General features: G+C 74.1%; 1 protein-coding gene (cut by both window edges). It reads left to right on the forward strand.

This entire window lies inside a single protein-coding gene on the forward strand: locus tag LCD35_RS03765, encoding a hypothetical protein. The 59,610-nt coding sequence extends 19,338 nt beyond the window's left edge and 14,239 nt beyond its right edge, so the window shows coding positions 19,339–45,371 (codon 6,447, complete, through codon 15,124, partial); the first complete codon in view begins at window position 1. The start codon and the stop codon both lie outside this window.

Here is a 26,033-nt window from a genome sequence, read left to right on the forward strand (position 1 = left end):
GGGGCCTCGCCGGTCCAGTTCCACCCGGAGGGCATCAGCGGCGGCGCCTCCGCGCGGCCGGACCTGCGCGTCGGGCTGGAGGTCGAGTTCCAGCTCCACGGCGAGAACTTCGACGCCCGCGTCGGTGCCCTCGGTGACGCCCTGCACCGGCAGGGAATGCTCGCCACGCCGTCCATGGTGGACAAGGGCGAAACCGGAATCTCGAACGACGCGGGCAAGTGGGCGCTGGCCGAAGAACCGTCGGACGAGCAGGCCGTCGAACTGGTGTCGCCGATCCTGCGAACCGGCGAACCGGGCGGCACCGCCTGGACCGAGCTCGGTGCGCTGCTCGACACCGTCAACCAGGCGCAGGGCGACGCCGGCCGCACCGGCGGGCACGTGAACCTGAGCTTCGACCGGCCGATGACGCCCGCCGAGTACCACCGGCTCGCACAGCTGATGAAGGCGCACGAGGCGGTGCTGTACCGGCTCGGCAACTACCCGGGCGGCGGCGCGCACCGCGAGACCCACGAGGTCGGCCCGAACCCGCTGCCGGCGCGCCCGAGTGCGGAGCTCACCTTCGCCGACGTCCAGGAGCTCAACTGGGGCCGCGAGGATGCGATCAACTTCCTGCACGTGGAGGACACGCCGCAGGACCGCGTGGAGTTCCGCCTCTGGTCCGGCAGCACCGATCCGGCGTACTGGCAGGTCCGCACCGAGCTGAGCGCCGCGATGCTGGCCGCCGCCCAGGACCCGTCGATCCAGCCGCGGCTGGACCGGCTGATGGCCGACCCGCAGCTGCTGGGCCGCGGGTCCGCGGAGCTGCCGGACCTGCTGAACCTGCTGGAAATGCTGCCGATGAGCGAGGAATCGCAGCGGCAGGCGGTGCAGCTGTTCGCCGCGACCGAGCCGTGGCGCAACACCGGCACCAACGACCCGGTCCTGCGCTCGGAGTCGATCAGCCTCGGCGGCGGCGGGATGTACTTCCCCGGCCCGCGCACCGCGACGCCGGACGCCGTCTCCGCCGCCCGCGACGTCGTGCTGCCGGACGGGGCGGGCCTGGTCGTGGCCGACCTGACGCCGGACGGCTCGCACGTCGCGCTGTGGGGCGGCGGCACCGCCACCCCCGAAGCCTTCGTCGAGGGCATCGCCACCCGCCGCGGCATCGGCATGGAGCAGCCCGTCGTGTTCGCCGCGTCCGGTGCCGGGCACTCCCCGGTGCTGGCCGCGCTGGTCGAGGAGTCCACGCACCCGGTGCTGGCCACCGAGAGCGGGGTGGTCCGCACCCCGGACGGCGGCCTGCACGCCGGTCGGATGGTGCCCGGCCCGGACGGCACGCTGACCTTCCAGCCCGACCCCGCCGGGTGGACGGTGCACCACCGCGGCCGGGAGACCTGGTCCACCGGCGCGTCCGAGATGACCTCGGCCGTCGACGTGCTCTACAACGACGGCCGCTACGACCCGAACGCGGACTCCGACGCCGGATCCGGCATGGAGATGGGCGGCGGCGACCGCGCCGAGGGCCCCGCGGCCGGTCGCGGCAAGGACCTCACCTTCGCCGACGTGGACTTCGTGCCGCTGCTCGGGGGCAAGGACGGCGAGGTGATCGGCGTCGGGTTCCCGCGCAGCGACGCGGAAGCCGAGATCATGCGGCACGCCTTCGAGTCCGGCGCGGGGGAGAACGCGGCGCGGCTCTACGGCGCGCCCGCCGGCGGCGACAACTACGTGGCGGCCCCGCACTTCAGCGACGGCCGCTTCACCGTCCGGGACAAGAGCGGCGAGCTGCACCGCCTGGACCCGGACCAGATGAGCAGGCTGCTGCTCAGCACGGGCCGTCCCGGTCCGGAGTGGACGCAGAACACGAACCTGCTGTGGCTGAGCTGCCGCCTCGGCGAGGCCGAGCCCTCCGTCGGCGCCGGGCTGCACTCGCTGCTGTCCGACCATGTCGGACAGCAGTACGTCCCGCACGGCAGGCCGGAGATCTTCGAGGGCGGCCGCACGCGGCTGCTCGGCTCGCAGGACGTCTCCCGCCTCGGCGACCCGGAGAGCGTCCACACCTCCGGCGACCAGGACGCCACCGGCACCGCCGCCCCGGACGGCGAGCGCAGCGTCCGGATGCTCGACGACGCCCGAGGCAGGCTCGACCCGCTGGTGGGTCTGGTCGCCGACGTCCGGCGGAACCTGAACGCGCTGCCGCCGGAGGCGATGCCCGAGGCGCGGCAGCAGGTCACCGGGTGGACGAACTCGCTGGAATCGCTCAACGCCCTGTCCGACACCGCGCTGCGCGTTTTCGAGAGCTCCGCGCGCGAACTGGCCGCGCAGGTCCGCGACGCGCGCGTCCGGAACATCGGCGAGATCTTCCGCGGCGCCGAGCAGGCCCGCGCCGACGGCGCCCGCGAACCGGTCTTCCACCGCGACGGCGTGCCGGGCGGCGTGAGCTCCCGGCCCGGGGTCAAGGTCGGGCTGGAAGTCGAGTTCAAGTTCCTCGGCACCGACAACGACGGCGCCACCGCCAAGGTCACCGGACTCGGCGCCCGGTTGCAGGAGGCGGGGCACTCCGAGTGGCATCCGGTCGTCGCGGAGCCCGTCAGCGAAGCGCGGCCGGAACCGATGAGCCCGGACTCCGACAGCGACTCGTCGCGCTGGTCCTCCAGCGAGAGCGAGGAGCTGGAGTCGAACGTGCTGGAGGTGCTGCCCGACCCGAACGCGAAGATCGTCCGCGAGCTGCACGACCGGGGCAGGTGGGCGCTGGTGCAGGAGACCGCCCACGACTACGGCGCCGAGCTCGTCTCGCCGATCCTGCGGCAGGACCGGCAGCCGGAGATGTGGGCCCAGCTCGACTCGATCCTGCGCGATGTCGAAGCGGTCGACGGCAACGCCGACAGCACCGGCGGCCACGTCAACCTGAGCTTCGACGAACCACTGACCCCGCGCGAGCACGTGCGGCTCGCCCAGCTCGCGAAGAGCTTCGAAGCGGTGCTCTACCGGCTGGGCAACTACCCGGGTGGCGGACAGCGCGCGCTGCACATGGTCGGCCCGAACCCGATCCCCGCCGACCCGGCGAAGATCACCACGCCGGAGCAGGTCAGGTCGCTCAGCCGGGACCGCTACGACGCGATCAACTTCAAGCACGTCGAGGGCGGTCCGGCGGACCGGGTGGAGTTCCGGTTCTGGTCGGGCAGCACGAAGGCCAGCGTGTGGCAGGCGCACGTGGAGCTCAGCGCCGCGATGCTGGCGGCGGCGAAGGACCCGTCGATCCAGCCGCGGCTCGACGCGCTCCAGAACGCCCCCAAGCTCGTCGGCCGGAACACCGGTGCCGCGCTGCCGGACCTGGTGGAGTTCCTGGAACTGCTGCCGATGAGCCCGGAGTCGCAGCGGCAGGCCGTCGAGCTGTTCGCGCTCAACGACCCCTGGCGGCACACCGGCGAGAACGACTCCCACCAGCGGATCGTCACCGTCAGCACGCCCGATGGCGGGCTGATGTTCCCGACCCCGCGGCACTCCATCGAGGCCGCGGTCCGGGCGGCCCGTGACCAGCAGCCCTACCCCGACGTCGACCTCGTGCTGGGCGAACTCGATCCGCACGGCCGGGGGCTGATGCTGTGGAACGGCCAGTTCCTCTCCGGGCCGGAGCTGATCGAGACGATCGCCTCGCGGCACTTCGGTGCTCGCCACGGCATCGTGCTGGCCATCTCGGGCGTCGACCAGGCGCCGTGGTTCCGGGACCTCTTCGAGCCGGAGAACTTCCAGAACGAGGCCGTGCTGACCGCCGCCAACGTGCTGTGGCTGCCCGACGGCAGGCTCGTCGCGGGCGTGTTCACGCAGGGCCCGGACGGCCGGGTGCTGGTGGCGCCGGACCCGCGGGGCTGGGTCATGCACGGCGACTACATCGGCGACTCGATGACCCCGCCGGACCAGACGGGCCGCGCGGACCTCGGCGAAGCCATCCAGGTGATGCAGCGCAAGCTGGGGCTCGACCAGCCGCAGGACGGGCCGGGCCACGCGGCCGACCAGCACGCCGGCGGTGACCGCGGCCTCGTCATGGGCGACGACCCGGCACCGGCCCTGCCGCCGGAGATCGCCCCGCTGGTGGACCAGGCGCAGCGCACCCTCGGCTCGCTGCAGCGCAACCTCGACGCCGCCCCGGTCGGCGAACCGCGGTTCGACCAGGCCAGGGAACGACTCGCGAGCTGGCAGCAGGCGCTGCGCAGCGACGACCTGCCGCGCGCCACCCCGGACGAACTGCGGGCCTTCGACGTGGACGCCCGCGTCCTGCTCGGCGAGGTCCGCGCCGAGCGCACCGCGCGGCTGGAACGGCTGCACGAGGAGGCGAAGGCCCGCGCCGACGAGGGCGGATCGCCGATCGTCTTCCACGAAGGCGGCGTGCCCGGCGGCGTGACCTCGCGACCCGGGGTGAAGCTCGGTTTCGAGGTCGAGTTCAGCCTCCCCGAAGCCGGTTTCGAGAACGGCGTGCGCGAGCTGTTCACCGACCTCAAGGACGGCGGCCACACCCAGCAGGACGGCACCGGGTTCCCGCTGCCCAAGCAGGGCGGCGACATCGTCAAGCGGGCCAACGACGCCCACGGCTGGGCGATGGCCGACGAGGCGTCCTTCCCCGCCGGCGTCGAGCTGATCTCGCCGATCCTGCGGCCCGGCGACGACGCGGCCGTCTGGCCCGGGCTCGCCGACGTGCTCGGGCTGGTCAGGGACCACGGCGGCAACGCCGGGGGCACCGGCGGCCACGTCAACCTGAGCTTCGCCGAGCACCTCACCCCGCAGCAGTACGTGCGGCTGGCGCAGCTGACCAAGGGCTTCGAATCGGTGCTGTTCCGCCTCGGCAACCACACCGACGGCAGCGGCGACCGCAGCCTGGACTACGTGGGCCCGAACCCGCTGCCGGTGGACCCGGCCTCGGTCTCCGCGGTCGGCGACCTGCACGTGCTCAACCAGGGCGCGCAGCGGCAGGCGAAGTACGACGCGGTCAACTTCCGCAACATCGAGGGCTCGGCGAGCGACCGCGTGGAGATGCGGTTCTGGGCGGGCAGCCTCGACGAAGCCGAGTGGCAGGTGCGCGCGGAACTCACCGCCGCGATGGTCGCCGCCGCGCAGGACCCGACGATCCACGCGCGCCTCGACGAGCTGATGTCCAGGCCCGCGCTGCTCAACCACGGCAAGGCGGACCTGGCGCAGCTGCAGGAACTGCTGGAACTGCTGCCGCTGAGCCCCGAATCCGAGGCGCAGGCCGTCCAGCTGTTCGCGCACACCGAACCGTGGACCCTGGACGGGACGAACGACAGCTACGACCGCGCGCAGAGCATCACGCTGCCCGGCGGCGGGCTGTACTTCCCGAACCCGCGCAACTCCGTGGCTTCCGCCGTGCAGGTGGCGCGGCGGCTGCCGAACCTGCCGGACACCGACCTGGTGCTGGCGACCCTCGCCCCGGACAACCCGGACCTGGTGCAGCTGTGGGACGGCGAACCGGTGGACGGCACCGGGTTCGTCTCCTCGCTGAAGGAACGTGGCATCGGCGGCGAGAACCCGATCGCGCTGGCCGTCTCCGGGGTGCTGCAGCCGGACCCGGACGTGACGCACGAGGGTCCGGACCCGTTCGCGGAGGACGTGGAATCCGACTGGGTCAGCGACCTCGTCGTGGACAACACCGTCTACGCGGCCTCGAAGGTGGCGCTGACCCCCGACGGCAGGCTGCTCGCGGTCCGCGAGGTCGTCCGCGACCGGGACGGCACCATCCGGTTCGAGCCGGATCCGCGCGGCTGGGTCGTGCTGGAGGAAGGCCACTCCTACGCCACCGGCGAGTCCGACCTGGCGACGGCGCTGGAGACCGCGCGGGACGCCGAGGGCGAGCTCGACCCGGAGTTCGCCTCGAACCGCGACGAGGACTCCGACATCGACATGTCCGACGACGCGTCCGAGGGCTCGCGCGGCGACGAGGACGCCGACGGCGAGACCGACCCCGACTTCGTTTCCGACCGGAACGCCGACTCCGACGTCGACATGGACGACGCCTCGGACGGTTCCCGCTCCGACGAGGACGCCGAAGGCGAGATCGACTGGGACCACTACCGGCAGCACGCGTCCGGCAACCCGGTCCAGAGCACGGCGCGTCCCGCCCCGGCCCCGCAGGGCGACCTGTTCGACGGTGGTTTCCCCGACTCGTTCGGCGAGCAGTTCTGGGAGCAGTTCGCGCAGGACGACCCGTTCGGGACGAACTGGGGCGAGTTCGGCGACTTCGGGACGCTGCCGCCGACGGACGACGTCAACGCCTGGCTTCCGGGCCTCGACGCCCTGGTCGACGACGCGCGCGTCGAGCCCGTCAGCCGCTGGTCGACGCTGCTGGAGTCCTCCGGCGACGGCGCGCTCCCGCCGGAGGCCGTCCGCGAACTGCACGGCGACACCGCCCGCACCCTGGCCGCCGAACTCCTGGAAGTGGCCGCCGGGAAGCGCGAACCGTTCGAGATCCACGTCGTCTCGCACAGCGTCGACGAGAACCCGGCCACCAACGCGCGGCGCAGCGACGAGGTCGTCTCCCGGCTCACCGCCGCCCTGGAAGCGGAGCTGGCGGCCGCCCAGCCGGACGTGCCCGCCGAGCAGCGGCGCGCGCTGCACGACCTGAACGTCCCGCTCGTGGTCGAGCGCGAGTACTCGCTGCTGGACTCGGCGGGGGTGACGACCGCGCCGGTCACCGACTACGCGAAGCCGTGGAAGGCCGACTCCGAACCGTCCGTCGAGGACCCGGCCTGGCGGCGCGCCGAAGTCACCCGCGCCAGCTGGTTCGACCCGCACTGGGGCAGGTTCGAACCCTCCGACTGGGAGCACCTGCGGCGGCCCATCCCGGACGGCACGGTGCGCACCGAGGACGCCATCGGCACCATGGCGGCGACGGTCGCGCCGCGGGCCGCGTCCCTGGACGGCGCCGCGTTCGCGTTCGGCCCGAAAACGGTGACCACGCAGATCACCTACGACTTCCAGCGCATCGAGGTCCGGCCCGGCCGGTTCGTGCAGGAGCTCACCTACCGCCCGTACCTGGACACCGACTCGTTCCTCGCTCCCGCCCGCGAAGCCGCGAACCGCGACCGGGAGCTGCTGGAGGCGAAGCAGGAGGTCCTCAAGAGCGACCGGCTGATGGTCGAGATCCACGAGGCGGCGAACCAGCCGGAGGAGGCCGTGTCCGCCCGGGCCACCGCGGACTTCACCCAGCTGGAGGTCGACGGGCTGCAGCGGAAGGCGGACGCGTCCACCGCCGAGCTCGCCCGCCAGGAAGCGCGCGTCGAAGCGCTCAAGGACCGGGTCCGCGCCCAGGTCGCCGAGAACCCGTTGCAGGGCCGCCGGATGGCCGTGTCCGGCGACCAGTTCCACGCTCGCATCGAGTTCGCCACCGATCCGTCCGCCGCGCACCAGGTGGTGCGGGTCGGCGAGAAGGTCCGGGCGAACCAGTTGCTCTGGGACATCGACATGACGGGCAAGATCGGCGAGCACGAGTGGTTCCACTCCTACGGCCTGCCCGACGAGTACGCCGACCTGAACGGCTACGACCGGGGGACCAGGGACTTCGGCGGCGAGCAGATCCGGGACTACCAGATCCGGCTGCACCTGGACGAGGCGCACCTCGCCGAACACCGCACCAAGATCGCGGAAGAGGCGGAGAAGAAGGCCGACGGCGCGGAGTTCACCGCCGCCGCCGACGAGTTCAACGCGCGAACGATGCCCGCGGCGCGCGACGAGCACGGTGCTCCGATGTACGACGCCGCCGCGCTGCAGCGCCAGGCCGAGAGCTCCCGGGAGAACGCGCGGCGGCTGCGCGCCGAAGCCGACCGCGCGCGGCAGCGGGTGGACGAGGTCGCCCAGGATCTCGCCGAGCTCAAGGAACGCGCCACCCGGGGCGTCCGCGAGCTGTTCGACCCGAGCCGGATGCACCCGAAGGCGCGGTACGGCGTCGAGGTCTCCTTCGTCGACGAGCCGTTCTACGCGCACAAGAAGCTGAAGGTCAGCGACGCCGCCGACGTCGCCACCACGGACACCGAGCACTGGGGCAGCTCCGACGACGCCGCGGCCGCCGCCGAGCACGTCGCCGCGCACCTCGGGCTCACCCCGGACTTCGTGTCCGCGCTGCGCTCCGGCGACGCCGCCGAGCTGCGACAGCTCCCGCGCGACGAGCGGCGCGTCGTCAACCGCGCCGACCCGCCGCTGCCCATCGACACCGCCACCGGGGTACGGCACCCGCGCCGCAACGCCTACATCGACGACGGCGGCCTGATGGGCCAGCAGGTCGGCGAGCTGCTGCCCCGCCACCTGTGGCGCATCGAGCAGATCGCGCGGGCGTCCGGCATGCGCCCCGACGTGGTGCAGCCCGGCCCGGAGCGCGTCGCGCGGCGCCTCGAATTCCTGCTCGGCGGGCCCGAGGTGCAGCCGGACCTGGTGCTGGGCGAGCTGCGCGACCTGGTCGGCAACCAGGCGGGCATCGACGCGGTGCGGGAGCGGTTCGGCCGGGACGGCGAGACCTCGTTGGACGAGCGGATCAAGTCGGCGCTGCCCGAGGCCGACGCGAACCGCGCCGAGCGCTACCTGAGCGGCTACTCGCAGGAGGTCCTCGACTTCGAGGACTTCCTCGCCGCGGAACCGCTGCCGGAACTGGACCTCGACGGGCTCGGCGATCTCGACCTGTTCGGGAACCTGGACGGGACCGGCACCGGCACGGGCGGGGTGTTCGACCCGTTCACCACCGACCCGCTGGGCACCGACCCGTTCACCACCGGGAACATCGGCGACGGGACCACTGCGAACCCGGACCTGTTCGCCGCGCTCGACGTGAACGCGATCGACTTCGGGAACCTCGGCGACTTCGACGTGAACGCGCTGGTCGACCTGGCGAACCCGGTCGACTCGGCTAACCCGGGTGACCCGGCGAATCCGGTCGACCCGGCTAACCCGGTCGACTGGGGCGCCCTGGGCGATCCCGCGACCTGGGGCGACCTCGGGAACCTGGACGGCATCGGACTCGCGAACCCGGCCACCGACGGCGCCGGGAACCCGCCGCAGGGCGACCAGATGCCGGGCCTGGACTTCACCGCCGCCTCGCACGGCACCTTCGCCGCGGGCGACCCGTTCGCCGCGCTCGGCGACCTGCCGCCTGCGGACCCCGAGCTGCTGCGGATGCTCGGCGACCACGGCGACGTGGAGATGGCCGACGCCCGGACCGACGCGCCGCAGCGCGAGCCCGCCGAGGGCACCGGGCAGGACCGGCAGCCGTCCGCCCCGGCCACGGCCCCGCCGCCGGACCCGCGGTTCGACCCGCGCCTGCTCGAATCCGGCACCGAGCGCTCCGGCATCTCGCCGGACCTGCGCGCCCGGCTCGACTCCGCGCCGGTGCAGCAGCGCGGCCGCATCCGCGAGCAGCCCGACACCGACGTGGTGCAGCGCTCCGCGTTCGAGGTGCGCCGCGCGGTGTCCTCCGACGGCGTGCTGGTCAGCGAGGCCACCGTGCGCATCCGGCAGCAGAGCTCGCTGCCGCGCACCGCGGCCGACGCGGACTGGGCGCGGATGGTGCACGACGTGGACCGGCGGTTCAACCGGCCGAACCTGGTGCTGCCCAACGGCGACGTGCTCCGGGTGCGGGTGCTGCGAGCGGGCCCCGGCGAGGAACCACACCACTCGGTGACGCTGGACGCCGCCGGCCGCGGCGACCAGACCTCGTGGACGTTCGGCGACCCGAACCGGCTGCGCGCCATCGGCTCCATGCTGGGCCTGCCCGTCGAACCGGACACCGCGGGCAGCCTGATGGGCGTCCCGGACGAGGCCGGCAACGCGGGCCTGCGCACCCGGCACGCCGAGGTGCTCGGCCAGCACATCGGCGAGGTCCCCGCGCACTCGCCGGAGTTCCAGGAACCGCGCCTCGCCGAGAGCCAGGGCCCGGCCGCGCGGCTGCGCGCCGCCGCCCACCTGATGCGCAGGCACCTGAGCACCAGCGCGCACCGCTTCACCGGCGACCAGCTGGAGCGGTTCGCCCAGGTCGTGCGCGCCGCCGATGCGCCGTCGCTGAGCGGGGTCCCGCTGCACGGGCTGCGCGCCGCCGCCGACCGGGCCGAGCAGGCCGTGCAGCAGATCCGCCGGGTCGTCGCCGACGAGCTGCGCGGCGGCTACGAGCGGGCGCGCCTCGACGCCGCCAACGGCCTCAACCCGATCACCTTCCACCCGGACGGCGTTCCCGGCGGGGCCAGCTCCCGGCCCGACGTCCGGTTCGGCTTCGAGCTGGAGATGCAGTACCAGAACACGGTGGAGGGCCTGCAGGAGGCGGGCAGCGAGTCCGCCTACCTGTCGCAGTGGTCCAGCAAGCGCGCGAGCAACGCCGACCCGGGATTCCAAGCCCAGCTGACCGGTCTCGCCAGCGAACTCCGGCAAACCGGTTTCCTGCCTCCGGAGCAGACCGAACGCCCGTTGCTCGATCCGGAGGACGAGCGGGTCGGGCAGGCGCGCGATGCCGGCAAGTGGGCGCTGGTCGAGGAGACCGCGCACGTGCAGGGCTTCGAGCTGGTCTCGCCGATCCTGCGCCCCGGCGTCGAACGGGACACCTGGCGAGACATCGCCGAGCTGACGGGACTGCTGCAGCGGCACGAGGCGTCTGCCGCGAACACCGGCGGGCACGTCAACGTCAGCTTCCCGCAGCAGTTGACCCCGTCCGAGCACGTCCGGCTGGCACGGATCCAGAAGGGCTTCGAGTCGGTGCTCTACCGCCTGGGCAACCACCCGGGCAGCGCCAAGCAGCGGCTGCTGACCATGGTCGGCCCCGGCCCGCTGCCCGCCGACCCGTCCCAGGTCACCACCGCGAGCGAGGCAGGCGGGCTCAACCGGGACAAGGCCGAGGGCTTGAGCTTCCGGCACATCACCGGTGCGGACTCGGACCGGCACGAGTTCCGGTTCTGGGCGGGAACCCTCGACACCGGGGAGACCCAGGTGCACGCCGAGCTCAGCGCGGCCATGCTGCTGGCCGCTAAGGACTCGAGCATCGACCGGGTGCTGGACGCGCTCATGACCGAGCCGAACCTGCTGGGCCGCGCCCCTGCCGGGCTGCCCGAGCTCGCGGACTTGCTGGCGGTGCTGCCGCTGAGCCCGGACGCCCGCGAGCAGGTGGTGCAGCTGTTCGCCGCTACCCGGGAATGGGTGAACACCGGCAGCAACGACACCGAGCACCGGCTCCAGACGGTCGGAATCCCGCAGGGCGGGTTGCTCTACCCGGCTCCCGGCAGCTCGGTGCGCTCCGCGGTCGCCCAGGCCCGCAACCTCTCGCCGGAGTACCGGGACGTGGACGTGCTGATCGCCTCGGTGCGCCCGGACGACCACCGGATCGCGCTCTGGGACGGCGGGGTGCTGGAGCCCGCGGCGTTCATCGAATCGGCCACCAACCGCAACTACGGGCAGGACGTGCCCGGGGTCCTGGCCGTGTCGGGTGGCGGCAGGCTCGGTTGGTTGCCGGACTTGGTGGAAGCGACCGACTTCGGCATCATCACGACCGACGCGCAGGTACTGCATCTGCCGGACGGTCGGCTCATCGCCGGACACCCGGTGGTCGGCGACGACGGAACCGTGCGCATCCAGCCCGACCCGGCAGGCTGGACCAAGCACGATCACGAGGGCGCGCACCCCAGCGGACTCGCCGATCTGGGGGAGGCGCTCGCCCGGTTCGGCCACGACGGCGACCTGCCGGCGCGCCCCGAGCCGGGGCGGATCACCGAACCGCTGGCGGAGACCACCCGGCGCACGCGCCCGGCCGCGAGCCCCGACGACATGGACGTCGACTCCCCGGTCTACGAGTCGGCGCCCACCCCGGGCTGGACCGGGAACGCGCCCACTCCGGGCTGGAGCGGCGACGCCCCCACCCCGGGCTGGAACGACGCCGATTCGCTCCCGGACACCGCGTCCGTGCCGGACACCGAGCCGTGGGGCGGCACGCCGCAGCACGCGCCGACTCCGGGCTACGCGCCCACTCCCGGCTACGGCGACGCGCCGACCCCGGCCGCGGCGATGGACCTCGACCCGGACCAGCCGATGGCCTCCGTCGAGTCCGAGCCGCCGGAGGAGATGGTCGAGTGGGTCGGCCACTTCGACGACGCCGACCCGGCCCGGCTGCCGCAGGACGCCGCGCTGGAGCTGCGGGACGAGACCGCGCGCTCGCTGGCCACCGAACTGCTGGAGGTCGCGCGCGGCGAGCGCGCGCCCTTCGAGATCCGGGTGCACGGCTGGCACACCGAGGCGCACGGCCCCGAGGTGAGCGCGCAGCGCACCCAGGAGGTGCTCGACGGCCTGCACCGGTCGCTGGAAGCGCAGCTGGAAGCGCTGCAACCGGAACGGCCCGTCGCGGAGCTGACCGCTGCCCTGGAAGCGGTCCGCGTCGCCCGCGAATCGTCGCTGCCGCTGCACGAGCTCGCGGACGCCGTCGGCCCGCTGCGCGACCAGCTGCCGCAGGGCGAGACCCGCGCCGCGCTGGACGCCCTCGGCGCCGCCGTCCGCGACACCACGCAGCAGGCCGACGGAGCGCGGGACCGCCTCCGCACCGCGCTGTGGCGCGCCGCGAACGTGCTCGACGCCGAGGTCCGCGGCGCCCAGCGGCACACCCTCAGCAGCCTGGGCGTTCGGATCGGTGCCAAGAGCGCGCTGCGCGACGAGAACACGGTGCTGGTCACCAGCATCGAGACCGAGCTGTACGGGAAGCATTGGCAGGACGGCGTCGAACCGCCCGCCACCTCGTCCGAGTGGCGGCACACCGAGGTGCAGCACGCCTCCTGGTTCGACCCGCTGTGGAACAAGCTGGAACCGGCCGAGTGGCAGCACCTGCTCCGGCCGATCCCGGACGCGACGGTGGACTCCGAGTCGCTCGACCTGCAGCTGAGCAGCACGGTCACCAAGCCCGACCCGAGCACCGCGAGCACGGCGCTGCCGAGCGACGCCCGCCCGACGCTGGCGCTCGACGCCGAGTACCTGACCGGCGACATCGTCTACGACGTGCAGCGCATCGAGGTCAGCCCCGGCCGGACCCTGCAGCACCGCACCTTCAAGGCGTACCTGAACGCGGACGCCCTGCTCGCCCCGCACCGGGAGGCCGCCGGACGGCGCTCGCGGCTCGCCGACCGCGCCGAGCAGCGCGCGAGCACGCTGGACAACGCCGCCACCCTGCTGGAGCTCAGCGGCTCCCCGCACGACCCCGAGGTCCGCTCGGCGCGGGCGCAGGCCGACGCCGCGCAGAAGCGGGCGGAGCGGCAGCGCGCCAAGGCCGACGCCGCCGCCCGGGAGCTCGCCACCCAGCAGCAGCGCATCGAGGACCTCAAGGAGCGCGCGCTGCGCTCCGTCGACGAGATCCACAACACCGGCTTCCGGCTACCCGGCGGCGACCAGTTCCACGGCAGGCTCGAGTTCGTCGACGACCCGGCGCAGGCCCACCGCACCGTGGTGCTGTCCGACAAGGCCGCGATGGACCAGCTCAACTGGGACGTCAAGGACGACGGCAGCGGCGTCGCGCACGAGGTCGGGCACTTCTGGGGACTTCCCGACGAGTACCGGGCGCGGCCGAAGTTCGAGATGAGCGGCACCCGCGACTTCCGCGGCAAGGAGCTGCCGGTCTACACCGTCAAGGTCCACCTGGACACCGACCCGCTGCTGGAGCAGCACCAGGACCGCGCGGACAGCTTCCGCCGCGAGGCCGACGAGGCCAGGGACATCGCCGAGCTCGACCGGGCCGACGCCGACGAGCTCGAAGCGCACCTGATGGACGACGACTCCGACACCCCGCCGCCGGAGGTGGTGGAGGCCCGCGAGCAGGCAGAGAAGTCCCGCGACATCGCCGAGGTGCGCCGCCGGGAGGCCGAGGAGGCGCAGGAGAAGCTGGACGAGGTCCGCGCCGAGCTCGACGAGTTCCGGGAGAAGGCGGTCAAGGGCGTCGAGAACGGGTTCCACCCGAGCCGGATGAACCGCGAGGCCCGGTACTTCGTGGACCTGCAGTTCGTCGACGATCGGCGATCGGCGCACCTGAGCCGGGAACTGCACCCGGAGCGCGACGCCGAGCCGACCGCGGAGCTGTGGGAGGTCACCGACGGGCCGTCCCTGATCAACACGCGGATCGGCGCGCACCTGGGCCTCCCGCTGAACTACATGCACGCGCTGAAGAACGGCAAGACCGGCGATCTGCGCGCGCTGCCGAAGGACGAGCGGCGGATCTTCAGCCTCGACGACCAGAAGCTGCCGATCGACCCGATGACCGGCGAACCGCACCGGCGGTTCAACTCGTACGTCGACGACGACGGGCTGATGACCGGCAGGCAGCGGCTGTTCCTGCCGCGCAACGCCTGGCGCGTCGAGCAGGTCGGCTTCGACCTGGGCGTGCGGCCCGACATGCTGCAGCCCGGCCCGGTGCGGCTGGCGCAGCAGGCCGAGCGGCTGCTGTCGCGGACCGAGGCCGAGCACCAGCGCCCGCGGCCGCTGCCGAAGGGCCTCGACGAGGCCCCCGCCCCGCGCTACCGGCCGACCAGGCAGATGTCGCTGCTGGAGGAGTTCGCCGAGCTCTCCCGCAACCAGGACGGGCTGGACGCGGTCCGCGCCGAGTTCCACCGCGCCACCGGCGAGGACCTGGACCAGGTGATCCGCCGCGAACTCGGCCAGGGCGCGCTGGACCAGGTGCAGGCCCTCGTCGACGGCCCCGGCGACACCGCGATGTCCGACGCCGGTTCGCTCACCGAGCCCAACACCGAGCCCGAATCCGGGGACGAGTCGGGGAACGGCAGCCGCCCGTCCGGCGCCACCGGCGACCTCACCATCCCCATCCCGGACCGGCCGCGCCCCGTCGACGAGCCGGGCTACCCGCTGCCCGACGCGACCGCCGCGCCGGAGACCGAGCCGCTGCTGGAGCGGACCCACCAGGTCCAGGAACTGCTGCCGCGCAACGCGGTCCGCGCCGAGCAGCTCGACGGCACCGCGATCCGCGCCGACGTGCGCTCGGCCATGCTGCAGGCCGCGGTGCCGCCGGAACGCGCCGACCAGGTGCTGCACGGCCTGTCCGACACCGAGCTGAAGAACGGCTTCACCGCGCTGCACGGCGAAGGCCTCGTGGTCTCCTCCGGCATCGGCGAGGACGCCGTCGAAGTCCTCGTGCGCGCCCGGCTCGACGACGACAGCACCGGGGGAGAGCCGGCCCCGCCGACCACCGCCCCCGCGAAGAAGGGCAAGGAGAACAAGCTCGACAACGCCTCCGGCGGCTTCGGCAAGGTCAAGAACTCCTCGGACTCGCCGTCGATCCGCGACGACGGCTACGCCCACCGCGGCAGCATCCCGCTGCCGTGGCTGCCCGGGACGTCGATGCAGACGGCGCTGAGCCTGAAGGGCCTCACCCCGCAGCGCAGCTGGAGCAGCACTGACAGCTCCGAGTTCCAGCACGGCTCCAAGGTGGAACCGGGCGGCAAGCGGATCCGCAGCCTGCACGACATGGCGCACACCGCCACCGTGCTGCGCAACGGCCACGCCGCGGTGCGGGTCAGCGGCTCGACGCCGGGCGCGGTCACGGTCAGCACCCCGAACTCGCTGCACGGCCTGCGGCCCACCGAGGACGCCGACGGCACCGCCGACTTCGGCGCCCCGCGCCCCGGCGACTCCACCCGCCTGCGCGGCGACCGCGCGCTGTTCGAGCAGGCCCGCGAGCTGGTGCACCGGCACCCGGACTGGGCGGGCAAGGCCGACGAGATCGGTTCCGCGCTGCGCGGCACCCTGCGCGGGCTGGTCAGCAGCACCTCGCTGAGCCGTCGCGGCGTGGACCTGCTCTCCGGCGGCACCCTCGTCGAGCAGCTGCGGACCGTCGGCGCCGCCGGCCGCGACCGCACCGCCACCGTGGAGCTCAAGGCCCGCCGCGGGGCGAACCGCGAGCACGTCACCGACGGCGACCTCGACGGCAAGATCGCCACCAAGTCCGGGCGCAAGGACGGCCACGCCGCCGAGCGCACCGTCGAGCAGCCGGTGGACCTCGGCGGCCGCGTCCGGCTCACCCAGAACGTCTGGGGCGACGACGCGGGCAACAGCATCGACGTGCGCGGCGCGGTGCAGGGCAAGCTCACCTCGCACGAGGAGCACGGCGTCACCCGCAACGACGACCTGCGCACCGAGCTGGCCTGGGAGCGCAAGGGCGCGCTGCACGTCGGGACCGCCGACCTCACCTACGACCTGCGGATCCGCTTCGACGACGGCGTCGTCGAGGACGGTTCGGTGGACGTGCCCGCCGGTGCCACCGCCTGGCGCGGGGAGAGCCCGGACGGCACCGCGCCCGAGTTCATCGGCGGCGACCCGTTCCCGCCGCAGCACGTCCTCGGCGCCGCCGAGACCCGCTACCCGAACGTCGAAGGCGTCGCCGCCGCGCTGCGCGAGATGCTGCCCGAGGGCGTGCTGCCGCCCGAGGACTCGGCGGGCACCGCCGAAGCGCACGCCACCGAGAACGCCGCCGTGCTCGCCGACGCCGTGTCGGAGAGCGGGTTCAGCAGCCGGTCCGCCGCGCTCAACGGGTCCGGCACGTCCTTCGTGCTCACCCGCGCCCGGCACGCGGTCTCCGGCGCCCCGGACGACCTGGTGGGCGTGCTGGTGGAGACGGTGCCGCGCGCCGACACCGGCTACGGCACCTTCCAGCGGTCGTCGCTGAGCTCGCCGACGACGCCGGACGCCCCGGGCTCGCCGACGACCGTGCCCGGCGCCGGCCTCGGTGGCGAGCTCACCGGCAGCACCGGTGTGCAGCACGAGACCGCCGCCAAGTCCGGCCGCACCCTCGGCGCCGGCGGTGGCCTGCGCGGGCGGGCGCCGTCGCTCGGCCGGTTCGGCGGGCTCGACCTCAACCTGCAGCGCAACGACAAGTCGGACACCGAGCGGGCCACCCTCACCACCGCGAGCGGGCTGGGTCGCGGGCGGGGCTGGAAGTCCGGCGACGTCGTCGCGCACCCCGAGCTCATCGACTACCGGATCACCGTGCACGGCGCGGAAGGCGTGCTCGCCGAGCGGATCGTCGAGGGCGGCCGGGCCACCACCTACGCGGGCGGGCTGCTCGACCCGGCCGCGCGCACCGGCGAGCCCGAGCCCGCCGCCCGGTACCAGCGGGTCGAGCACGACGCGCCGCGCAGGCCGGAGGGCTGGGAGCCCGCCGAGCTGCCCGAGAACTTCGTGCTGCACGGCCTCCAGCTGCCCGAGATCGACGGGTACCGGATCACCGAGGACGTGTTCGGCGGCTTCGGCGACAACAAGGTCATCGCCGCGCACCAGGCGCACTCCTTCGTCTCGCCGGAGGAGGTCGCGGTCAACTTCGACGCCGTGGTCACCGGCGCCTACGAGGGTTCGGTGCACCGCTACGAGCAGGGCGCGCTGCGGCCCACCGAGCAGCGCATCGGCGACCTCAAGCTGCACCTCGCGCTCAGCAACGCGCGGCCGAACGGCCCGGTGCAGCAGGTCGAGCTGACCTTCACCCGCAAGGTCACCGGTAGCACCGGGCACGGCACCGAGACCTTCACCGGCGGCGGCTGGACCGGCCGCGCCCGCATCGGCAACCCCGGCTCCGGCGCCTCCTCGTCCGCGACGCCGGTGCTCAGCGCGGGCGAGGCGGAATCCGGTTCGCACGGGCGGTCCGAGGCCCAGGAGTTCGAGCGCACCACCACGACCACCTACAAGGGCCCGGCCCAGCTGGTCGAGTACGACACCACCGCACTGCTCAGCGGCGGCGATCCGGACCGGCCGGACGCGGCCGTGCACCTCGAAGCGCACCGCACGGGCTCGGCGCAGCTCTGGGTGCCCGTCGCGGACCTCGCCAGGTACGGCCTCGGCCCCGAGCCGGAACCGGCAGGCGGCGCCGTAAACGCCCCGCCCGGCATCGACGCCGACGGCCACACCACCGCCACGGTCCGCCCCGAGGTCACCGCGCACCTGCTCAGCGGGATCAAGGACGTGCTCGCCGCGGTGCCGCAGCAGGACGTGCCGCGCAGCGCGCTGCGGCAGTTCGGCGACTACCTCACCTCGCTGGCCCTCGGTGACGCCGAACGCCTCGCCGGGCAGGACGTGTACCGGCAGAGCGCCCGCGACGTCGCCCCGAGCGGCCTGCAGGCGCTGCTGTCCGACCTGCGCGGACCCGGCAAGCACTGGACCGCCTCCGTCCCCGGCCCGCTCGGCACCGTCGACGTCTCGTTGACGCTGAAGGGCGAGCAGGGCCTCGGGAGGTTCGACGGCGTCGAATCCGGGTGGAGCGAGAAGCACGAGACGAAGACGACCTCCTCGACCACCGAGACCGGCAAGACCGGGCACCAGCGCAAGGCCCAGCCGATGGTGCTGCTGCGCGGCGGCGGCGAGGAGCAGCACCGCCGCGGCGCGCTGCTCGGCCAGGTCGGGCTGACCTCGAAGTCCAGCGACAAGCACGTCGAGACGCACAGCAGCGACAACACCCGCACCTACTCGGCCAAGAGCGACTTCGCGACGTTCGGGCACGACCTGGACCTGCGGCTGGAGGTGCGCAAGACCGCGCACGCCAACCGCACCCCGAACACCCTCACCGGCGGCCTCGCGGACCGGGGCGCCCCGGCGAGCACCGGCGAGACCCTGGTGCTGCCGACGCTGCGCGACGCGGTCCGCACTCGCGTCCCGGTCGGCGAGCTCGGGTTCGGCGAGCACCAGCCGGGGCGGATCGACGAGCTCCCCGAGGTCAGCCACGTCGTCGCGAACTCCGACGACGTGCACCGGGTCGTGCGGGACGTGCTGGACGGAACCCCGGGCGCCGATCCGGACGCGGCGCCGCCGGTGCCGGAACGCGCCACCTGGACCCGGCACGGCCTGCTCACCGGGACCACCACCAGCGCGCTGTCCGCGCACCTGCCCGCGGCGATGCGCGCGGACGGCTACCGCATCGGCGGTCTCGACCACGACGGCCACGCCGCCGAGAACACCCCGCACCCGCTGGAATCGGTGCTGCTCACCGCGGAGCTGGACGACGCGCACGTGGTGCCGACCGGGGACGACGCCGGGCTCACCACGAAGGACTCGCAGACCACCGCGATCAAGGAGCAGCACAAGGAGGGCCCGGGCGTCGGCTTCACCGGCCGCGTCGGGCTGGACTCGCTGGCCGACCCGCGGCAGGCCGTGGACGCGTCCGGGGCGAACTACCGGCAGTCGCCGCAGGTCTCGCTGCCCGGCCCGAGCTACTCGTGGCAGCGCACCTCGGCCGCCGACGGCAAGTTCAAGGACGCCCAGTCCGAGCAGCGCTCGGCGGGCGAGACCTTCCTGGTCAACGCGATGGCGAATTGGACCCTCACGCCGCGGTACCGGGCGGGCGCGCCCGAGGGCTGGGGCGAGCCGCGGCACGCCCGCGACCGGGTCTACGTGCACACCGACCGCGCCGGGCTGCTGAGGATGGGCCTGACCCCGCCGGAGCCGATCGCGGTCCCGCGGATCGAGGAACCCGCCGAGCAGGCGGGGACCACCGAGGACGGCGCGACCGGGCAGCGCACCCCGGACCCGAGCCCGACGCCGCAGCCCGCGCCGACCCCGGACGCGATCCCCACCCCCGACCCGATGCCGTCCCCGATGTCGGAGCGGGACGCCGCACCCGCGGAACCCGCTGAGCCGCGGACCGCGCTGGACGACTTCCTGTTCCCCGCCGAGCCGGAACCGGTGGAACCGGCGGCCGCGCCCCGCGCCGAGCCCGACGCGGACGAGGCGGCCGGGTCCGAGGACGGCGCCGCCCGCGACGAGTCCGATGTGGACACGGAGTCGCGGACCGACTCCGACTCGGATTCCGGCTCCGAGTCCGGCAGCGACCGGTCGTCCGAGCGCGACTTCGACGACGCCCGCACCGACATCACCGAACCCGACGAGGGCCCGGACCCGCGGGCCGAGGTGCGGGAGCGGGCGCAGCGGGCGCAGGACGCGCTGGGCAAGATGACCGAGCGGGCCTTCGAGGAGCTGTTCGTCGAGGCCCGCGGGATCGTGCAGCCGCTGCACCAGGTCCCGGTCGTGCTGGACTCCCCGAAGCCCGCCGAGGCGCGGATGCGCGCGCTGATGGACGACGTCACCACCCTCGTCGCCCGCGAGCTGCAGGAGAAGGGCCCGGACGCGGCGACCGCGCTGGCCCGGGAGCTCGCGGACGAGCTCGGCACCCACCGCACCGAGGGCCTGATCGGCGGCGGCCGGTTCGGCGCGGGCCCGCTGGAGGCGCTGCCCTCCGCGATCCCCGAGCACGCCGAGGCCGGACCCTCCGGCACCACTCGCGACCGCTCCGCCGACTCCCGGCCGAGCACGCACCCCGACGCCGAGCCGGAGCGGGGCGCGGAGAGCTCCGCCGAACGCGACGACGAGGTCTCCGGCGGCACCGAGCAGCGCGGGACCGAGCAGGACGGGACCGAGCAGGACGGGGCCGCCGGGTCCGCCCGCACCGAGCAGGACGCCGCGGACCGCTCCGCTGAGCTGGACGGCGAGTCCGCGGGCCGCTCGGCCGACGCCGACGCGGCCGACCGCGGCACCGACGCCGAGCAGGTCCGCGACGAGTCCGACCGGTCCCGCGACGAGTCCGACCAGAACCGCGAGGAGGCCGCCCGCGAGGACGCCGCCGCGGCCGCCCCCGAGCGCCGCAAGCGGCTGCGGCTGCCGAGCTACCTGTCCCGCGGCCGCGGCCTCGGCGCGGGCGTGCAACTCAGCCGCACCGAAGGCGCCGACCAGGTCGTCAGGGCGGTGACCAAGTCCGTCGGCGGCACGCCGAAGAAGAGCGAGATCGACGCGCTCGGCCACGCCGTGCGCAACGAGTTCGGTTCCTTCCTCGGTGACGGCCGGGTCGTGTCCGTCGGCAAGGAGCGGTTCCGCATCACCGCCGATCTGGACTGGTCGGGCCGGACCCCCGCCGAGGCTGCGGCGAGCTCGAACGCGGCGAGCACCGGCGGGTCCACCGGCTCGAAGGCGGCCACCAGCACCGGCCGCACCCCGATGTCGCGCTGGTTCTTCTTCGTGCCGACGGTGCCGGGCATGTTCGCCATCGGTGCGGTGAGCGTGCCGACCGACGTCGGTTTCTCCCGGTCGAACTCGCGGGAGAACTCGCAGAGCACCCGGATGACGGTGGCGCTGCCGGAGACCGTCGCCGACGACGCGTCCGGCTACCGCGGCATGACGGCGCAGCGCGTCCCCGCCACGTTCACGATCAACCGCCTCGATTCGGCGGGTGACCCGACCTTGCCCACCACGTTCGTCGGCAGGACGCCGGGCGCGGACCCGGTGGCCGTGGAGCTCAGCGTCCCGGTCGGCCTCGGCGGCGAGGGCCGCGAGGTGGCGGTGCCGGAAGCGCTGCCGCCGTCGGTGGTGGAGAACGCCGACGTCCGCGGTCAGGCCCGCGGCCGCTACCGGGGCAAGCGGTTGGCGCGGCGCTTCGGTCGCGACGACGGGATCTTCGAGCAGGTCGCCGCGCACCTCGGGAAGCTGAGCGAGGACGGACAGAACACGCTGCGCTCCTTCCTCAGCTCCGCGAACGTGAAGCAGCGGCTGCCGGAGATGGCCGTGACCCCCGAGCAGGCGGCGAAGGGCCGCGGCTGGATCCAGTCCGACGCGCTGCTGCCCGGCGGCAACCCGCTGAAGCGGCTGCTGCCCGGCCACACCCGCGCGGTGCAGATGCGGGTGGTCGCCCGCAAGGTCGCCTACGAGCAGACCATCGAGGGCGCGCACTACGCGGAGGTCCGCACCGAGGGCTCCAGCACCAGCAGCGCCAACGCCACCGCCCGGGACGGCAGCGGTTCGCTCACCGCGGGCCCCGGCTACGACGTCGGCGTGGTCTCGGCCGCGGCCGGCGTCAACGTGGCGCTCGGCGGCGGGCACGGCCGCACTCAGGAGTACGGCCGCGGCACCGGATCCGAGCAGGGCACCTCGCACACCGGCGACGTGGTGCGCTACCGCACCGTCTACGACCTGCAGGTCCGCAAGCCCGGCGACTCGCCGATCACGTTCGCCGAGGCCGTCGAGGCCCACCAGCTGGCCCGCCCGGAGGACGCGGGCGCGGCGGGCATCACCGCGGACGGCACCACGACCGCACCGGTCGGCAGGCAGGAGGTCGCCGACGCGGCGGCGTCCGCCGCGCTGGACCACAACGCCGCGAGCGAACTGCTCAGCAAGATCATGCGGGACTCGGCGGCGGAGCTGCCCGGCCACCACCGGTGGAAGTGGCGGGACACGTCCTTCGTCACCGAGTTCGACGACCCGAAGCTCTCGCACGGCATCGACGGCAAGGGCGAGCGCAAGCTGGCCCGCGGCGAGCAGATCCACGAGGCCGTCTCGCCGGAGCAGCTGGTGCGCCGGGCGCCGGACATGGTCGCCGACCGCCCGCTGCACCTGGACCTGCAGCCGGAACCGGGCCGCGGCAACGACTACCGCGCCTCGTTCCAGGTGAAGGCGGAGCTGCAGGGCGAACTCCGCCCGCTCGGGCCCGCCGAGGGCACGCCGACCTCGGCGGCGCTCACCGAGTCCGAGTCCGGTTCGCACGCCAAGTCGCGCAGCTGGTCGCTCGGCGGCGGCGTCGTCGCCCGGCTGTACACGGCGCTGCACGGCACGGGGATGATCACTACCCAGCACAAGGGCGGCTACTCCCGCACCACGGGCACCGAGCTGGGGCAGCGCGCCGACAGCTCCACCGGCGGCGTCCGCGGCGGCACCCTCGACGGGTCGGGCAACGTGCGTCCGGAGCCGATGCAGCGCTACGCGGCGACGGTGAAGCTGACCACCACCGGCCAGCACTGGTCGCGGGCGAACGAGCTGGTGCGCGGCGTGACCGTCGGCTCCCGCGGCCTGGACACCCCCGAGCTGCACGACCTGCGGATCGTCGACGAGTCGGCGGCGGCCGAGGGCCGCGAGCCCGGCACCGTGACGGTGGACGTGGTGGTGGAGCTGCCCGCCTCGCACGGTCCGCTGCGGCTGGAGGTCGCCCCGGAGAACCGGACCGAGCTGGCCGACGTCTCGATCAACCGCAGCGCGGAGCTGCGCCGCGGCGCCTCCCGCAAGCTGGACGGGCTGCAGGTCGTGGCGTTCCACGGCCTGGAGCACGTGCGCGACTCGGTGCGGTCGATGCTGGCGAAGGCGTCCAACGACCCGATCTGGCACTTCGCCGACGGCGACAACTCGGGCCTGATCGACCAGGCGATCTCGGTGGAGGCGCTGCGCGGCGACCCGCGCGCGTTCAGCCGCCGCACCAAGCTGACCGGATTCCGCTGGCACCGCAGGCGCTCCGACGTCGAGGCCGCCGCGGCCGTGTCCTACATGCTGCGCGACCCCGAGGTCGTGGAAACCCAGTGGCAGCAGCCGAAGCAGTCCACGACGGGGGCGACCACCTCCGGCCAGGACGTCACCGGCACCTGGTCCGGTGGCAACGCCGTCGAGCCCGCGATGATCACGTTCAGCGAGACCTCGAACCACACGCCGGGCACGTCCGCGCACGGCGTCGGCCTGTTCATGCACGAGCTGAGCCTGTGGATGGGCAGCTTCAGCAAGAAGACCGGCCACCGCACCGAGGTCTCCGCGGAGCGCGCGCTGGCGCAGGAACCGCGCCGGATGCACCTGATCAACGCGAAGATCGAGACGACGGTCGCCGCCGAGGCCATCCGGCGCGGCAACCTGGACCGCTGGCGCCTCCGGAAGCCGAAGCCGGTGGGCACGGCCGCCGAGCGCTTCGAGCTGCCCGGCGCGGTGCGGGTGCTGGTCACCGACGAGCAGCTGCACGAGATCCGGATTAAGCAGGCCGAGGAGGACGCGCGCCGCGCCGCCGAACAGGCCGAGCAGGACCCGCCGGAGCTCCCGCCGCCGGACCGCTCCGCCGACCCGGGCCGCACCAGCGCCGTGCCGGACGGCGCGCGGGTCGGTGCGCCCCGCTGGGCGGGCGGCGTCACCGAGGCGATCGACCTCGTCGACCGCATCGATCCGTTGTACGAGCAGCTGGTGCGCACCATCGGCCAGGAGAACGCGGACCGGTTGCTGCCCGCCTCCTCGGTGGAGACGCCGCACGACAACCACCGCGAAGTGGAGCGGGCGCTCTCGCAGCTGCAGGCCTCGCTGGAGGACCTGGCCAACGGCGGTGTGACCTCGCTGATCCGGCGGGAGTTCCGGGTCAGCGGCGAGACCTACGAGCTGCGGGTGGACGCCTCGCTGCTCGGCGAGCCGGAGCTGACCGGCATCAAGCACGGCGAGCTGTCCAAGGCCACCTCGTCCTCGTTCACCACCAGCGTCGCCCGCAAGTTCAGCCGGGTCCTCGTCGAAGCGATGACGATGATGGCGCCCGCGGGCATGTTCCAGAACGAGTCGGCGCTGCACTCGGCCGAGGCGGACCCGAACGCGAAGCACGGCGCGCCGTACGGCAACTTCGGCTTCGGCGGCATCCACGTCCTGGAGTGGCTCAAGCAGACCCGGGACTCCAAGCAGGACGAGGTCACTCAGCACCAGCACAGCGAGTCGGTGCGCGGCGCGCTGGCCGAGCACCGGGCGGAGGTGCTGTTCGACGTGCGCATCGAGCGGCACGGCGAGCGCGTCGCCGCCGCGCCGGACACCCGCACCATCACCACGCACAGCGCCGTCGAGGACGCCCGGGTCGCCCCCGCGGGCGGTCCCCGCAAGCCGGAGGTCACCGCGCGCACCGCCGCCGACGCCACCCCGGAGGCGCTGTCCGAGTGGCGCGACGCCGGGAACCCGGAGGCGCTGCCCACCGACCCCGCGCAGTACCGCGTGATCGACTTCGACGGCGACACCGCGGGCCTGGTCGACGCCGCCGAGCAGGCGCTGGCGGGCGCCCGCGCCGACGTGGACCCGCACGTCCGGACGCTGCTGCGCGCCGAGCTCACCCCGAGCAGGCTCGCCGCTCTGCTGGACGCCCACCGGGATTCCGCGGAGGGCGTGCCGCTGGACCTGCCGCCGGAGCTGGGCGTGCGGCTCACCGTGCACCCGAAGGTGCCGGGCGATGGCGAGCTGGTCGGCGCCAGCGGCCGCATCCAGCTGGGCGGCAGCACGACCTCCACCGGCTCCACGCACACCGAGGTGGCCACCGGCAACGGCAACGTGGTCGCGGCGGTGCCGATCGTGGCGGCCGGCGTGCCGCAGGCCCCGCACTCGGCGACCTACGCCGACGGCCGCACCCCGTTCGGCGCCACCGGCGACTGGGCGCTGGCGATGGAGCCGCTGGGGGCCGCCGGTGCGGAGCACGAGCAGCAGGGCGCCGGGTCGACCGGTGGCGCCGAGCTGCCCGCGCCCGGCGCGCGCCCGGACCGGAGCGCGCTCACCAGCACCTGGGCGCACGGTGCCGAGTTCCGCTTCGTCGCCGAACCGACCTCCGCGCTCACCACCAAGCGGACCGCCGTCGTCGACGCCGAGTTCGCCCCGGGCGACGGCTACGTGCTGCGCCGCGCGGACCGCACCGACCGGCTGCCCGAGTCGCTGGTGCGCGCCGCGGAGGACTTCGCCGCCCGCGACCGCGAGTGGGCCGAGGCCCGCGCCGCCCGCCGTGCCGCCGACCCGTTCGGCCCGGACGTGCGGGACGGCGACTTGGGCGCCCGCGCCGAGGAGGAGTTCGCCTTCCGCACCGCCACCGAGGCCGAGCAGGCCGCGGAAGCCGCGTGGTGGCAGGCGAAGCAGCACTACGACGCCGAGCTGGCCGCCGCCCGCCACGACCCCGGCCTCAGCGGCACCGCCCCGGACCAGCGGCTGGAGCTGCCCCGCGCCGGCGAGCAGCTGCCGCCCGCGCAGCGCGCGAAGCTGTACTCGCTGGCCAGGGAGGTCGTGCGGGCGCACGACGCGGGTACCCCGGTGGTCGCTCGCTACCGCGTGACCGGTGAGCTCGGCCTCCGCTCCGCGCAGGACTTCTCCGCGATGATGTCCGAAGTGGACCGTTCGCTGCGGCTGGCGCAGTACGGGCGGCCGGGCGCGGAGCGGCTGCGCCGGGGCGCGCTGGGGATGGGCGACACCCCGCACTTCGTGAACGGTGACGGCCCGACCCGGGTCGAGATCTGGCTCGAACCGGACCCGGCGGCCCGCCTGGT

This window comes from Saccharopolyspora sp. 6V (genome assembly GCF_020176785.1).
Taxonomy (GTDB): Bacteria; Actinomycetota; Actinomycetes; order Mycobacteriales; family Pseudonocardiaceae; genus Saccharopolyspora_C; species Saccharopolyspora_C gregorii.